Source organism: Oceanobacillus sp. FSL W7-1309 (genome assembly GCF_038002145.1).
Classification (GTDB): domain Bacteria; phylum Bacillota; class Bacilli; order Bacillales; family Amphibacillaceae; genus Oceanobacillus; species Oceanobacillus profundus.
Window position 1 is genome coordinate 556,609 of the sequence record NZ_JBBOBX010000002.1, and the last position, 14,490, is coordinate 571,098.

At 36.1% G+C, this 14,490-nt stretch carries 15 protein-coding genes; 12 read left to right on the top strand and 3 right to left on the bottom strand.

The window, feature by feature from the left end; translation table 11 throughout:
* Positions 1–35: 35 nt before the first annotated feature.
* The 4 genes from NST46_RS15400 (at position 36) to sirA (ending at position 4,021) form a co-directional block, all read left to right on the top strand.
* Entirely contained in the window at positions 36–674 is a 639-nt protein-coding gene (locus NST46_RS15400; protein WP_095308797.1) for a YneB family resolvase-like protein, read from the top strand.
* Positions 675–850: 176 nt separating this feature from the next.
* A complete protein-coding gene (locus tag NST46_RS15405; RefSeq protein ID WP_095308800.1) occupies positions 851–1,084 on the top strand; it encodes a DUF896 domain-containing protein in 234 nt (77 codons plus the stop codon).
* A 228-nt stretch (positions 1,085–1,312) separates the two neighbouring features.
* Complete coding sequence (gene tkt, locus NST46_RS15410; protein WP_118890414.1) at positions 1,313–3,316, top strand: transketolase; 2,004 nt, start codon at positions 1,313–1,315, stop codon at positions 3,314–3,316.
* 246 nt (positions 3,317–3,562) lie between these two features.
* Positions 3,563–4,021: a sporulation inhibitor of replication protein SirA gene (gene sirA, locus NST46_RS15415; RefSeq protein ID WP_118890415.1), complete on the top strand. Its 459-nt coding sequence runs from the start codon at positions 3,563–3,565 to the stop codon at positions 4,019–4,021.
* A gap of 248 nt (positions 4,022–4,269) precedes the next feature.
* Here sirA and NST46_RS15420 read toward each other — a convergent pair whose 3' ends face one another.
* Positions 4,270–4,494 carry a hypothetical protein gene (locus tag NST46_RS15420; protein ID WP_095308806.1) on the bottom strand — a complete coding sequence of 75 codons (225 nt, stop codon included), beginning with the start codon at positions 4,492–4,494 and terminating at the stop codon, positions 4,270–4,272.
* Between the two features lie 102 nt (positions 4,495–4,596).
* On the bottom strand, positions 4,597–4,740 hold the full coding sequence (locus NST46_RS15425; protein ID WP_158586315.1) for a hypothetical protein: 144 nt from the start codon (positions 4,738–4,740) through the stop codon (positions 4,597–4,599).
* 724 nt (positions 4,741–5,464) lie between these two features.
* Here NST46_RS15425 and NST46_RS15430 point away from each other — a divergent pair.
* From NST46_RS15430 to NST46_RS15440, 3 genes are all read left to right on the top strand, one after another.
* Positions 5,465–5,686, top strand: coding sequence for a YneF family protein (locus tag NST46_RS15430; protein WP_095308808.1), 222 nt, complete (start codon positions 5,465–5,467; stop codon positions 5,684–5,686).
* Positions 5,687–6,069: 383 nt separating this feature from the next.
* Positions 6,070–6,774, top strand: coding sequence for a cytochrome c biogenesis CcdA family protein (locus NST46_RS15435; protein WP_095308810.1), 705 nt, complete (start codon positions 6,070–6,072; stop codon positions 6,772–6,774).
* 166 nt (positions 6,775–6,940) lie between these two features.
* Positions 6,941–7,414 carry a CcdC family protein gene (locus tag NST46_RS15440; protein WP_095308812.1) on the top strand — a complete coding sequence of 158 codons (474 nt, stop codon included), beginning with the start codon at positions 6,941–6,943 and terminating at the stop codon, positions 7,412–7,414.
* Between the two features lie 442 nt (positions 7,415–7,856).
* Here NST46_RS15440 and NST46_RS15445 read toward each other — a convergent pair whose 3' ends face one another.
* Entirely contained in the window at positions 7,857–8,315 is a 459-nt protein-coding gene (locus NST46_RS15445; protein WP_095308814.1) for a DUF2621 family protein, read from the bottom strand.
* 236 nt (positions 8,316–8,551) lie between these two features.
* Here NST46_RS15445 and NST46_RS15450 point away from each other — a divergent pair, with 236 nt between their 5' ends.
* The 5 genes from NST46_RS15450 to tlp all read left to right on the top strand — a co-directional run bounded on the left by NST46_RS15450 (position 8,552) and on the right by tlp (position 14,407).
* Positions 8,552–9,661, top strand: a complete 1,110-nt coding sequence (locus tag NST46_RS15450; protein WP_341137446.1) for an ATP-binding protein — start codon at positions 8,552–8,554, stop codon at positions 9,659–9,661.
* A gap of 249 nt (positions 9,662–9,910) precedes the next feature.
* Entirely contained in the window at positions 9,911–12,622 is a 2,712-nt protein-coding gene (acnA, locus tag NST46_RS15455; protein ID WP_341137447.1) for an aconitate hydratase AcnA, read from the top strand.
* 627 nt (positions 12,623–13,249) lie between these two features.
* The gene (locus NST46_RS15460) at positions 13,250–13,861 is read left to right on the top strand and encodes a peroxiredoxin family protein (RefSeq protein ID WP_095308820.1); all 612 of its coding nucleotides are present in this window, start codon (positions 13,250–13,252) and stop codon (positions 13,859–13,861) included.
* A gap of 130 nt (positions 13,862–13,991) precedes the next feature.
* Complete coding sequence (locus NST46_RS21875) at positions 13,992–14,081, top strand: hypothetical protein (protein ID WP_240033873.1); 90 nt, start codon at positions 13,992–13,994, stop codon at positions 14,079–14,081.
* Between the two features lie 101 nt (positions 14,082–14,182).
* Positions 14,183–14,407: a small acid-soluble spore protein Tlp gene (gene tlp / locus NST46_RS15470; protein ID WP_095308822.1), complete on the top strand. Its 225-nt coding sequence runs from the start codon at positions 14,183–14,185 to the stop codon at positions 14,405–14,407.
* Positions 14,408–14,490 lie beyond the last annotated feature (83 nt).

Consider the following 14,490-nt stretch of genomic DNA (forward strand, 5'->3'; position numbering starts at 1 on the left):
AGTGGGTAAAATATTTTACGAAGGGGCACGACGTTTTGAATGCACTGATATACTGCCGTGTTAGTACAGATAAAAAAACGCAAGAAACTTCATTAGCTCGGCAGAAGCAAGAATTATTCAATCTTGCAGCAAAATATAATTTTACGGTTATTGATTGTATTGAGGAGCAAGAGAGTGGCTATCAAATTGAACGAGAAGGTATCTTTCAAATGCTCGATTATTTTTCTGCAAACAAAGCTAATTGTTTATTGATTCAGGATGAGACAAGACTAGGTAGGGGGAATACGAAAATTGCCCTGTTTCATCAGTTGAATAAAATGCAGATTCCTATCTACACAGTGATGCAAGATGGAGAGTTGGAATTAACTGAATCAGATTCGATGGTTTTGCAGATTGTAGGAATTGTTGAGGAATACCAACGAAAAATTCACAACATGAAAATAAAACGTGGGGTGAAAAAGGCTATTCGAGAAGGTTATAATCCAAGTAAAAACCTCTCCAATATTAACCACGCACCAGGAAGAGATCGTATTTCATTTCCGATTGAGGAAGTTGTCCGCCTGCGTCAAAACAACCTTACCTTTGATGAAATTACAAAAACATTAAATGGATTGGGGTATAATGTTTCGAAGGCAACTGTTCATCGGAGGTATAAAGAATTTCGAAATACTTGAATATCGCTAGCGTGTAGAGTACGATGTAAAGACAGGAATTAGATTATTATTCTTGTCTTTTATTTTGCAAATAGGAAGGAATGCATACTACTTTGCAGTTTGGTAAGACATTCGCCTGAAATCTTGACGAATGCCAAGTTTTCTAATGTTATTTTAAATAGTGGGAGGTCCGTTCTATGCTATCAAAAGAAAAACTAGAACGTATTAATATATTGGCGAAGAAAGCTAAAGAAGAAGGTTTATCCGATAAGGAAAAAAAAGAACAAAAGCAATTAAGAGAAGAATATTTGAATAATGTACGGAGTTCTTTTAAAAACCAATTTAAAACAATGACAGTAATTGACCCTGCTGGAAATGATGTTACACCACAAAAAGTTCGAGATTTACAAAAAAGGAATAAAATGCATTAATCATAATGCTTGCTTGCATAAAGGACAGTTAGATCTACTATATAAGTGGTCAGCTGTTCTTTGTTTGTGTTATCTCCAATAGTTTTAATTTACGAAAGATTTCATTGTTAGCTTCTATTTTGTTTGGACAGCAAACAAAATAGAAGGAATTACTTGTTACAAAACCGGTTTCATTATAGAATGAAGAAGAATACTCCATTAATTTAGAAACGAGAGGTGCAAGAAACTATGTCACATGAGATTGAACAGTTATCAGTAAATACGATTCGTACATTGTCGATTGATGCGATCGAACATGCAAATTCAGGTCACCCGGGTTTACCAATGGGAGCTGCGCCAATGGCATATACGCTTTGGACGGACTTTATGAATCATAATCCAAAGAATTCAAAATGGTTTAACCGAGATAGGTTCGTACTTTCTGCTGGACATGGATCCATGCTTTTATACAGCTTGCTTCATTTATCTGGTTATAATCTTACAATTGATGATTTGAAAAATTTCCGTCAATGGGACTCTAAAACACCTGGTCATCCTGAAGTGAATCATACAGATGGTGTAGAAGCGACAACTGGACCACTTGGCCAAGGGATTGCAATGTCTGTTGGTATGGCAATGGCTGAAGCACATTTAGCTGCTAAGTTTAATAAAGAAGATTTATCCGTTGTTGACCATTATACGTATGCACTTGTTAGTGATGGCGATTTAATGGAAGGTATTTCACACGAAGCAGCATCGCTTGCTGGACATTTAGGTTTAGGTAAATTAATTGCGTTATATGATTCAAATGATATTTCACTTGATGGTGACCTAAACCGTTCCTTCTCTGAAAATACAGAGCAGCGTTTTAAAGCGTATGGATGGCAAGTAATTCGTGTAGAAGATGGAAACGATTTAAATGCAATTCGTAGTGCGATTAAAGAGGCACAAAGCAATACAACACAGCCAACATTAATCGAGGTAAAAACGATTATCGGCTATGGCTCACCGAATAAATCTGCTTCTGCATCTTCACATGGTGCGCCTTTAGGTACAGATGAAGTAGTATTAACAAAAGAATATTATAAATGGACACATGATGATTTCCATGTTCCGGATGAAGTATATGCAGATTTTAATGAAAAAATTGTACAAGATGGTGCAGAAAAAGAATCACAATGGAATGAATTGTTTACTGCGTATAAAGAGAAATATCCAGAAGCAGCCGGCGAGCTTGAGCTTGCAATAAACGGAGAACTTCCTGCTGGATGGGAAAAAGAACTTCCAGTATTTCAGCCAGGAGAAGATACATTGGCAACAAGAGCATCCTCTGGGAAAGTTTTGAATGCAATTGCAAAATCAGTACCTAATTTCTTCGGTGGGAGTGCTGACTTAGCAGGATCGAATAAAACAACAATGAATGATGATGAAGATTTCACTCGAGAAAATTATGCGGGAAGAAATATTTGGTTTGGTGTTCGTGAACATGCAATGGGCGCTGCGTTGAATGGTATGGCGTTACACGGTGGTTTAAATGTGTATGCAGGTACATTCTTCGTTTTCAGTGATTATCTACGTCCAGCCGTCCGTTTATCTTCTATTATGAATACGCCGGTTACGTACGTATTTACACATGATTCAATTGCTGTTGGTGAAGATGGACCAACGCATGAACCTGTAGAGCATCTAGCTGCGTTGCGTGCAATTCCGGGATTATCATTGATTCGTCCTGCTGATGCTAATGAAACACAAGCAGCATGGAGACTAGCAGTAGAATCAAAAGATCAACCAACTGCACTTGTGTTAACAAGACAAGACTTGCCAACACTGGAAGGTACGAAAGAAAACGCCTACGAAGGTGTTAAGAAAGGTGCTTACGTAATTAGTAAGTCTAAGAAAGAAACTCCTGATGCACTGTTACTTGCAACAGGATCTGAAGTTCAATTAGCGGTAGCTGCACAGAAAGAATTACTAGAAAAAGATATTGATGTAAGCGTCGTAAGTATGCCTTCATGGGATCGTTTCCAAGAGCAAGACGCGGCATACCGTAATGAAGTATTGCCACCACATGTGAAAGCACGTGTCGGTATTGAAATGGCTTCATCATTCGGCTGGGACCGTTATGTTGGCAATGAGGGAGCAATCATCGGAATTGATCGATTCGGAGCTTCTGCAAAAGGAGAAAAAGTAATCACTGAGTATGGCTTTACAGTTGAAAATGTTATCAAGCATGTTAAGGACGTTTTAAAATAAAGCTTAAAATAAAGATGGTTCCATTTTGGAGCCATCTTTATTTTTATGCAAAATTGGATTGTTCGAAGAAAGCCTTTATAGTAAAATTTTGTTCATAAAAAAGGTGAAATAACAGAAAAAATATACTTTACCGCTTTGTTTTGCCAATTCGACAAAATTAGTTGGTATTTGCATGGTAATATGACATTCTTTTCTGCACAGCTTCTCTATAATAGATAATAGAGTTAAAAGGGGAGGAGAGTAGAGATGATGGAGTATGCTATTTATTGGATCAAAGAGGATGTCGCAAGATCTTATTTTCATAAAAGTGATATACTACACCGATTTCTTAAAGAATATGAGGCTAATCCAACTAGAAAAGATTTGAGAGACCAATACATATATATTACTCATCATATTTCTTTACAGGCCATTGCAGCACAGTTAAATAGTCAAGCTCTTAACCAGATGTCAATTCAAACAGATGGTCACATGCTGTACTTAACTAAAAATGATATTATGATTCGCCTTCATGCAGAAAATGGGCGTTTGCATTTTCAGTGCAACGAATTACAAGATGCTGCGATGCTGTTATTTCCTATGTTACGCAATTGCTATCCCTTTGTATTTGTCCAAGGAAAAAAAGCCCCCAATTATGGTTGGGTTTCTCCAATCACACAGAAAAACAGTGTTAGAATGAGGCAAATATTGTATTCTCACCGTTAATTTAATATACTTTTAAAAAGCTTTGTGCTGTAGTGTTTAGGGGCTAACCTAAATCAATTAGCCCCAGCTAGTCTATTAATGAATGTACTGACTGCTTTATCTTCTTGCTCTTTAGTAGAATGAGAATAAATATCATATCAATAGTGTTTCTCAAACGAACAGCTATGGTTCTAGGTGGAACACCATTGTCAATTAATATCACTGCGTGTGGGGACCTTTTAATTGACAACACTTTATAAGCCATATCATCAAATTAAAATATCTCTTTGAATCTTATATTTTTGATTTACTTTGCTTACTAGTTCTTTCTCAATCAATTTGTCAAGTCCTTTCTGAACTTGCCAATAAACAACTTCATTGCATGTCATTTCTTCTATTGATGCTGAATTAGGAAATGCACGAATGAGATAAATAAGTATGCTTACTTCAATCAGATTTAAATAATACTCTTTTGCTATTTTAAGGTAATCCATTAGGGTGTCTCCCTTATCTATGTAATTATATGGTTATTTCTATCAGGTTAAAGGAGGGCATGGAAATGTAGATGTTTATGTACTCCTATTTACCTTAGTTGCTTATTTAAATAGTTTTTTAATCATTTTGTTAGCAGATTCACTCTTTATCCTCTTGGTTATTTCTTGTTTTAGTTTGTCTTTCTTTTGTGTATCCATATCCTTCCATGCCTTAGCACCTTTTTTAGCAATAGATTTAAAGTCCATTTTATTCTCACCTCAATAGCATTATATCAGTAAATTGTGGCAAAATAATAGAATGATTGTTAAAGAATAATCTCTTACATTTTCCAACTTCTATCATTCCGTTTATAAGGAACAGCTTTATCTCCAATTAAATAGCACTCCATAACCTTCCTCGTTATATCCTTTAATTGCACCGACGTATACCCAACGGTTTCATTTTTATAATTTAGTCGAGGTAGAGAACACTCGCGACTGCAGTTGAGGCAGGGCTTCAGTTATGTTGATCAACCGACATCTATTGCAATTAAATTGGGTTAATTACTTTTATATCTGTATTTTTCCCAACACATGTGTGCTAAGATAATGTATCTACTCGAAGGATTTAAAGATGAAGAACTGAATATACAATATGATGAGAAAGGTATTAACAAAGACATAATCAGGAAGGAAAAGAAATGTTTCTAAAAACTAACGAAGCATACGAAGCTGAAATTGTATGTAGATTATTAAGAGAGAGATTCAAATCCTTTTTCTTAATAACATCTACCCACGCATATTTTATAGTATTAAACAGATTCGTTTAGAAGCATTGATATGTATCTAAAGAAAAACTTGAATTAAGTGAAAAACGTTGAGTGACCAGGTTTTCGATAAATTTGTTACAATCTTTTCGTAATCGATTGTATTCTCATCGTTAATTTAATATACTGTATTAGAGACAACACGAAGGAGGAAGAAACTAGAGATGAGCACAATTTGGGTCGTACTAATTGCTATAGCAGCGTTAATTGCTGGTGTTGCTCTTGGATTTTTTATTGCAAGAAAATATATGATGAGCTATTTGAAAAAGAATCCACCTATTAATGAGCAGATGCTTCGGACATTAATGATGCAAATGGGTCAAAAACCGTCGCAAAAGAAAATTAATCAAATGATGCGTGCAATGAATAATCAAGGTGAAAAGTAAAAGCACTCGTATCAAGGGTTTGACAGTAGTTAGTTAACCCTTTTACATAGGAAAAACTTTATTTGGTTAAATTGTCACAGCACTTTAGAAATAATTAGGTTAATTTTTCTCAAAAACCACTTACCTGTTGAAAAATGAAGCAGAAGGAGTGGTTTTTTTATGTTCTTGATCATTTTATAGCCCGCTAAGTATGTGTGGTGATATGTCATGCTAATAGAAAATGTTTTAAACGAGTATGAATAATATTGCTGATATAATTTTGTAGAGATATTTTCCTGTAATCGTACGTGTTAATCAAAGTGTACGCTATTTGTCAAAATCAATTGCTTTCCTTTATAACATTTTCTGTTAGAATAGAAAATGGAAATGATAGGGGGATTGTAATGTCAGAAATAAATATTTTCCTCGCATTTGGAGCGGGTTTTCTATCTTTTATTTCACCATGTGTGTTACCGCTTTATCCAGTTTTCTTATCTTATATTACTGGTATGAGTGTTAGTGAAATAAATGATGAAAATAAAAAACTCAATAAGAAAGCACTTATACATACGTTTTGTTTTTTGATTGGATTTTCAAGTATATTTATCATGATTGGATTTTCTACCACATTTATTGCAGAGTTTCTTACGTTATACCAAGATCTTATTAGACAAATTGGTGCAATTGTAATTATATTTTTTGGTCTTGTACTTGTAGGAATATTAAACTTTGAATTTCTTATGAAAGATAGAAAAATCCATTTTAAAAATCGTCCAGCAGGATTTTTTGGATCTATTATTATTGGAATGGCTTTCTCGCTTGGTTGGACACCATGTGTTGGTCCGATTTTGCTCATCGTTTTGTCGTTAGCGGCAACGAATCCAGAAGTGGGTATGGTTATGATGATCAGTTACATTCTAGGATTCTCTATTCCATTTATATTGCTATCCCTGTTTATTGGGAAATTAAAGTGGATTAAGAAGCACAGCAGCCGACTCGTTACTATTGGTGGTTGGGTTATGGTATTAATGGGAATTGCACTCTTTTTTGATTGGATGACTAAACTGACAGGATTTTTAGCGGGATGGTTTGGTTTTTCCGGATTTTAATGGATTTTTACAGCCGCATATATTACTATAGTATTGAAAAACAAAAAAATGAAGTTCGTTTAATAGCCGTTGTGAATTGGCTTCTTTACAGGTGGGTTATTAAACTGTGAACTAAAGTGAATCAATGAATCTGGAATAGATTCATTTTTATGAAAGAGTGATTGACATGTTTTGGTTGGTTGCGAGTACAATTGTAGCAGCAGGTATGGCTATCGGAATGATATTTGTACGGTTAAATGCAGCGAAGAAGCCAGCTTCCGTAAAGAAAATTATCTTGCCGCCATTATTTATGAGTACTGGTGCATTGATGTTTATTTTCCCAGTATTCCATATTGCTTGGATTCAAGTATTGGAAGCGTTCTTTGTTGGTATGATTTTTTCCATACTACTTATAAAATCTTCAAAATTCGAAGTTCGGGATCAAGATATTTTTCTTGTACCTTCTCGGGCATTTCCATTTATCTTATTTGGACTTTTAATTGTAAGGATCGTTATTAAATTAATTCTCGGAAGTACGATTTCTTTTGGAGAAACAAGCGGAATGTTCTTTATTCTTGCATTTGGTATGATCGTAACATGGAGAGTATCGATGCTGTATCAATTCTTGCAACTTAAGAAAAGTGCGCTACCCAATGGGTAAGCGCATTTTTTATAGGAAGCTATGAAATTTGAATCCCGTGGATAACTTAGATACCGGAGAAACTGCTTCCACGAAGAGCTAAAACCGTAGCAAGACTTTCTTCGCCTCATGATAATCTAAAGAATACTTGCCGAATGGCTGTCTAAGACATGTGGTTTAGTCGCATTTCTATCCTTGTTGTGAAATCGGGCCAGGCATCGACACTAGGCGAAGATTGGCTGACCCAAAACAGGTTAAAACCTAATGTCGGGAACCCCTGGAAGGGACATGTTTCCGATGAACTTGGCTTTTTGCCCATAATGGTGAAAAGCCAAGTTCATCTTATACTCCAGAGTGATTCTGCTACGTAAGAATGTTCAGGAAGTCGAACCATTCCAATGAACGGAGAGGGCAGACCGTAAATCGCTAGTCGACATGAATCTATTCGATGAGGAAAGATCATTTACTTATATTTTTCTTTCCAGTCTGTTGCGTAATTATCTTGAGACGCTTCGAAAAGATGATGGTATGGAGTGATATCGATTTCTTTTTGATTTAATTTTTTAATTAGAAATTTATGATCACGTTTTGGTGTCGCAATAATATATCCTTCGATTAAAGTAGATTGTGTAATCGAATCTTGCTCTTTTTTTAAAGAGATTTCTCCAATTTTACTTGCAATTTTGTGTCTTGCCACATCTCTAAAAAGCTCAGGAACGGGCGATACTAATTCTTCAAGTAGTTGCTTTTCTTCATCTTTCCACATATGACGTGTTTTTTCCATATAGTATTCTTCCCAGTCCATGATTGATTTTCCGTCATCCTTTGGCAAACGTTTTAAGAACTTACGGAACATGAAAAATCCACCTATTCCCATCAAACTAATTAAGAAGAACCCCCATAATACGATAATTATTGACATGCTATTCACCTAACTTTTTAATGTACGAAACGCAATAGTTATGAATATTAGCTACAATTGTAATAATTAATTTATTTTTTGTTATACTTGTAGTAAAATTACATTGATTAATCATTCAAGTGGTATCTATTTCTTTCTATTATAATGGGAGTAAAAAAGATAAACAAGTGTCATACTCTATAAGTTATCATCATAATTATATTATAAGATGTGATTTACTAGAAAGGGGAGCAGTTATGGGAGTTAATAATAATAATGGCGAGGATATATCAGCTTTTTTTAGTAGAACAAATAATACCAATAGAGTTACTGCATTACCCCTATCCGTACAAAATTGGATTGAAGAAAATAGTAGTGATGCCTTTTTAATTGTCGATGGAAACGGGAAAATTGTTTATGCCACAAAAGCAGTCGAGACCACACTGAGCTACAAGATGGAAGATCTCCTGGGAACACACTGGGATGAAAAGTTTACTGATAACGATGTGTTTTATATTCGAGAACAAATAAAAACTCAGAAAAATAGAAGGAAGAATTTCGTTCTGAACGTTCTTAATAACGATAGAAACCATGTTTTATTAGATTGTATTGTTGAAGAATGGACAGATGGCGGTACGAAACCTATGCATTACCTCGTTTACTTAAAGGATATTACGCATAAAAAAGAAACGGAAGAAATGATGGTTCGCTCCGAAAAAATGACAGTTGCGGGTCAGTTAGCTGCAGGGATAGCTCATGAAATTCGAAATCCATTAACTTCTCTAAAAGGCTTTCTACAGTTGTTGCAGGCAGGGGTTGATCGTAAAGAGGAATATTTCACAATCATGATTGATGAAATTGAAAAAATCGAAACGATTACTTCCGAACTTTTATACATATCGAAGCCCTTAACAGATAATAAGAAACTTGAACCTGTTATAAACATGCTAGAAGACATTGTCACATTATTAAGACCGCAAGCATCGTTAAACAATGTTGAAATCTTAATTGAACGACCAGTAGATGCGGAAATTATCTGTGATCGCTCCCAAATTAAACAGGTTCTAATTAACTTAGTGAAGAATGCAATAGAGGCAATGGAAGAGCCAGGGAACATTATACTTTCAACGCAACATGGAAATGGTAAGATTATTATTTCCGTCCAAGATGAGGGTCGTGGTATTTCAACTGATATTCTTCATAAGCTTGGAGAGCCGTTTTTTACGACGAAGCAAAGCGGTACAGGGTTGGGATTGCTAATCACAAAGCAAATTCTTGAAGCACACCATGCAAATTTGGAAATAAAACAAAATCCGACGAAGGGCAGTACATTCCAGCTTGTTTTTACGGATTCAAATGAGGAATGAATTTTAATTGATAACTTGCAATGAAAACTTCAGGTGCATCCGTATAAGGTTTAGTTATCGGTTTACATAAATTATTGATATAGCCTTAATTAGAACAATTATTTGTTTTATCTGGTAGATTCCTATATTATAAGTATGTAAGGCCTATTTTAATAATAATTTGATGCGTTTTTTGAAACGAAAGAATTTTGTCATACCTTTGTCTAATTAAAGGTGGGAACAAAAGTAGTGAATGAAAGGGGTAACAAAATGGCGAATCAAAATGTATTTAATGCTAAAAAGCAATTTGAATCGAAAGGTAAGAAGTATAACTATTATCGCCTAAAAAGCTTGGAGGAATCTGGGATCGGTAAAGTGGGGCGTTTGCCGTTTTCCATCCGTGTACTACTAGAATCTTTATTGCGTCAGCATGATGGACATCAAATCAAAGATGAACATGTTGAAGCCCTTGCAAACTGGGGAACGAAGGATGGAGAAGGTGTAGATGTTCCTTTTAAACCATCCCGAGTTATTTTACAAGATTTTACAGGTGTTCCTGCAGTTGTTGATCTTGCTTCCCTTCGAAAAGCAATGGTTGACCTTGGTGGGGAACCAGATAAAATCAATCCTGAGGTTCCGGTTGATTTAGTTATTGACCACTCTGTACAGGTTGATGAATATGGAACAGTAAATGCGCTACAAGCAAACATGGATTTAGAATTCAAACGTAACGCAGAACGCTATGAATTTTTGAACTGGGCACAAAAGGCATTTCATAACTATCGTGCTGTTCCACCTGCAACAGGTATCGTTCACCAAGTTAACTTAGAGTATCTTGCCAATGTAGTTCATGGTGTAAAAAATGATGCTGGTGAATACGATGCGTATCCAGATACACTTGTCGGAACAGACTCCCATACAACGATGATTAATGGTTTAGGTGTTCTTGGTTGGGGTGTTGGTGGTATCGAAGCAGAAGCTGGAATGCTTGGGCAGCCATCTTATTTTCCAGCACCAGAAGTAATTGGTGTTAAATTTACGGGAAGCTTCCCAAATGGAACTACTGCTACTGACTTAGCGCTTAAAGTAACACAGGTTCTGCGTGAGCAAAATGTAGTAGGGAAATTTGTAGAATATTTTGGCCCGGGATTACAAGATATGCCACTTGCTGATCGAGCTACCATCTCTAATATGGCACCAGAATACGGAGCGACTTGTGGCTTCTTCCCAGTAGATGATGAAGCGTTAAATTATCTTCGTTTAACAGGACGTAGTGAAGAGCAAATAAGTTTAGTAGAAACATATTGTAAGGAAAACAATCTTTGGTATACTTCAGATCAAGCAGATCCAGAATATACAAAAGTGATTGAGATTAACCTTTCCGAATTAGAACCGAATCTATCCGGGCCGAAACGTCCACAGGATTTGATCTCTCTATCCAATATGAAAAAGGAATTCAATAAAGCAATTACTGCTCCTGAAGGGAACCAAGGATTTGGACTTGATAAATCTGAATTCGATAAAGAAGTTATAGTACAACATCCAAATGGTGCTACTTCTACAATGAAAACTGGAGCTCTTACAATCGCTGCAATTACATCTTGTACGAATACTTCCAACCCGTATGTAATGCTAGGGGCTGGACTAGTAGCGAAAAAAGCTGTAGAAAAAGGGCTGAAAGTGCCGGAATATGTAAAAACATCATTGGCTCCAGGATCAAAAGTTGTTACACGCTATTTGGAAGATGCAGGCTTACAAACGTATCTTGATCAATTAGGCTTTAACCTTGTTGGTTATGGTTGTACGACTTGTATTGGAAATTCAGGACCTTTACTTGAAGAAATTGAAAAAGCGATTGTAGATAGTGATCTCATTGCTTCTTCTGTATTATCAGGTAACCGTAACTTTGAAGGGCGTATTCATCCGTTAGTAAAAGCAAACTATTTAGCTTCTCCGCCATTAGTAGTTGCTTATGCCTTAGCTGGAACAGTAGATATTGATCTAACAACAGAGGCTTTAGGTGAAGATAAAGACGGAAACGCTGTTTATATGAATGATATTTGGCCAACAATGCAGGAAATAAAAGATGAAGTACAAAGCGTTGTTACTCCTGAGATATTCCGTAAAGAGTATGAAGACGTATTTTCTTCTAATGAAAAATGGAATGAAATTCAAACAACAGATGAGCCGTTATTTGAGTGGGATAGTGAATCAACATATATTCAAAATCCACCATTCTTTGAAGGTTTAGCAAAGGATGCTGGAACAGTTGATCCGCTAACAGGATTACGTGCGATTGGATTGTTCGGTGATTCTGTGACAACTGACCATATTTCACCAGCTGGAGCAATTGCTAAAGACATGCCTGCAGGTAAGTTCTTACAAGAGAAAGGTGTATCACCAAGAAACTTTAACTCCTATGGTTCCCGTCGTGGAAACCATGAAATTATGATGCGCGGTACATTTGCGAATATCCGTATTCGTAACTTACTAGCTCCAGGTACAGAAGGCGGTTATACAACTTACTGGCCAACAGGCGAAGTAATGCCAATCTATGATGCTGCAATGAAGTATCAGCAAGATGGTACAGGACTTGTTGTTATGGGTGGTAAGGATTATGGTATGGGATCTTCTCGTGACTGGGCAGCTAAAGGTACGAACTTGCTAGGAATTAAGACAGTTATCGCCGAGAGCTTTGAACGTATTCACCGCTCAAACCTTGTAATGATGGGTGTGCTTCCATTACAGTTTGAAAAAGGAGAAAGTGCAGCGAAACTTGGCTTAACTGGTAAAGAAACATTCAACGTAGTAGTTGATGAAAGTGTTCGCCCGCATGACCTAGTGAAAGTTACTGCAACAGATGAAACTGGTAAAGTAACAGAATTTAATGCTATCGCACGTTTCGATAGTGATGTTGAAATTGACTACTATCGTCATGGCGGTATTTTACAAATGGTATTACGTGATAAAGTAAAAGCATAACTTATACAAAATCATTACTATCAAAAAATTGCTCTGCTAACTATGGCAGAGCAATTTTTTATTGCAAATATAATATAAACTTCGAACTAATGCGCATTGAGAGATTGTACGAATCCCCGCTCCGGAAACACACTACGCTTTTTTCGGCTGACCCGACGTTCTTTAGCGTCTCACTCTGGCCACGTACCCCGCAGAAGTCTACGTATGTTTCCTCCGCTAGAATTGGCTCATCAGCTAATTCTAACATAATTTACCGAAACAAAATTATTGCTTAAACCAGTTTGAGTGAGCGTTTGGTGGTGACTCCTCAAAAATACAAAGCAATTTTATTCGTGCGATGTAAAAGCTGACGAAGCATTCCTTGTCCTGCGGGAACAGCACGTGTCTGAAACCCGTAGGAAGTTGGTTTCTTCCATAGAGGAAGCCGTCCCTAAGATGCCCGGACGGCGATTATTGCACATACTTGAAGAAAACAGCTGGGAAGTTACTCCGCATTTTCTTTCAAATGTTTTTCATTCATGAATTTTTTAAGAACAATAATCCAATTACCTTTACAAAACATCGATATATACATACGATTGAAGAGAGTGTCTTGTTTAACTATTGGCCTGATAGAGGAGGATCAACTTGTTTAAGAAAATTTTTGGATTAACAATGCTGTTAGTATTAATTGGTATCGTTATTGGTAATTTTATTGATCATAGAAATGAAAACAAAACGAACGAAACTGAGGATTCAGATACGTATCTATATGATGTTACTGGTGATACAAATGTTAAGGGAGGGGCGATTGCTCCTGCTGAAAGTGTAGGGATTGAACAAGGTAAGCTTGCACCGGACTTTGAACTGGAAACATTAGATGGAGAGCAATTCAAGTTATCGGACTTGCAAGGGAAAAAAGTGATATTGAATTTTTGGGCGACATGGTGTCCACCATGTCGAGAAGAAATGCCTGGAATGCAGCAATACTATGAAGAGAATCAAGATGAAGTCGTTGTGGTTGCTGTTAATCTAACAGATAAAGATACAAGTGAGCAAGCCGTTCGAAATTTTATTGATGAGTATGGTTTTACCTACCCAATACCATTAGATCGTGATGGAGATATTGCAAAAGAGTATGGTGTTATTGTTGTTCCTACAACTTATTTTATTGGAACTGATGGAATTGTACAACAGCCACGGGTAGCTGGACCTTTGGAGTATGACTATATGACAGAGATGGTTAATGCTTTAAATTAATTCAATTAATTATAAAATTTTGTAGAAATGGTAATACTTCTTAGTAGTACGTATATAAAAGGGGTGGATTACCATTTCTCTTAAAAAGAAGCTACGTTTTGATGAACTTGTTGCAGAAAATCGAAGACAGATTTTAGAAGACAGAAAACTTATGGAGCAAATTGAAAATAATTTGGACATGAGGATGCATCAGACTGTAAAGAAAGTAAATGAAAACTGAAAAGATGCTACTTCCTATCGTGAAAGGAAGTAGCATTTTTTTGTATAGTATTATATTTTATTGAAAGAATAAGCCTGTGTAATTGAGAAAGGAGAATCAGTATGACAGACAAGCATAATCAACAAGCTAAACCTGATGATCGCAGTGACAATGCAGAAAAAATCCAAAATATGGTGCAAAATACGATTGAAAATTTAGAAGCAGCACATGAAACAATGCAGTTCAGTTCTGGTGAAGAAAAAGAACAAATCATTGCAAAGAATCAGCGAAGAGAAGAAGCAATAGAAGGTTTCCGTGAAGAGATAAAGGATGAATCCAATCAATAACGGAATGAAACAGTCTCAAACTATTTGTGTTTGAGGCTGTTTCGCTTTTTAATCACTATAAGAGGTTGACCAAAAATTCCGGG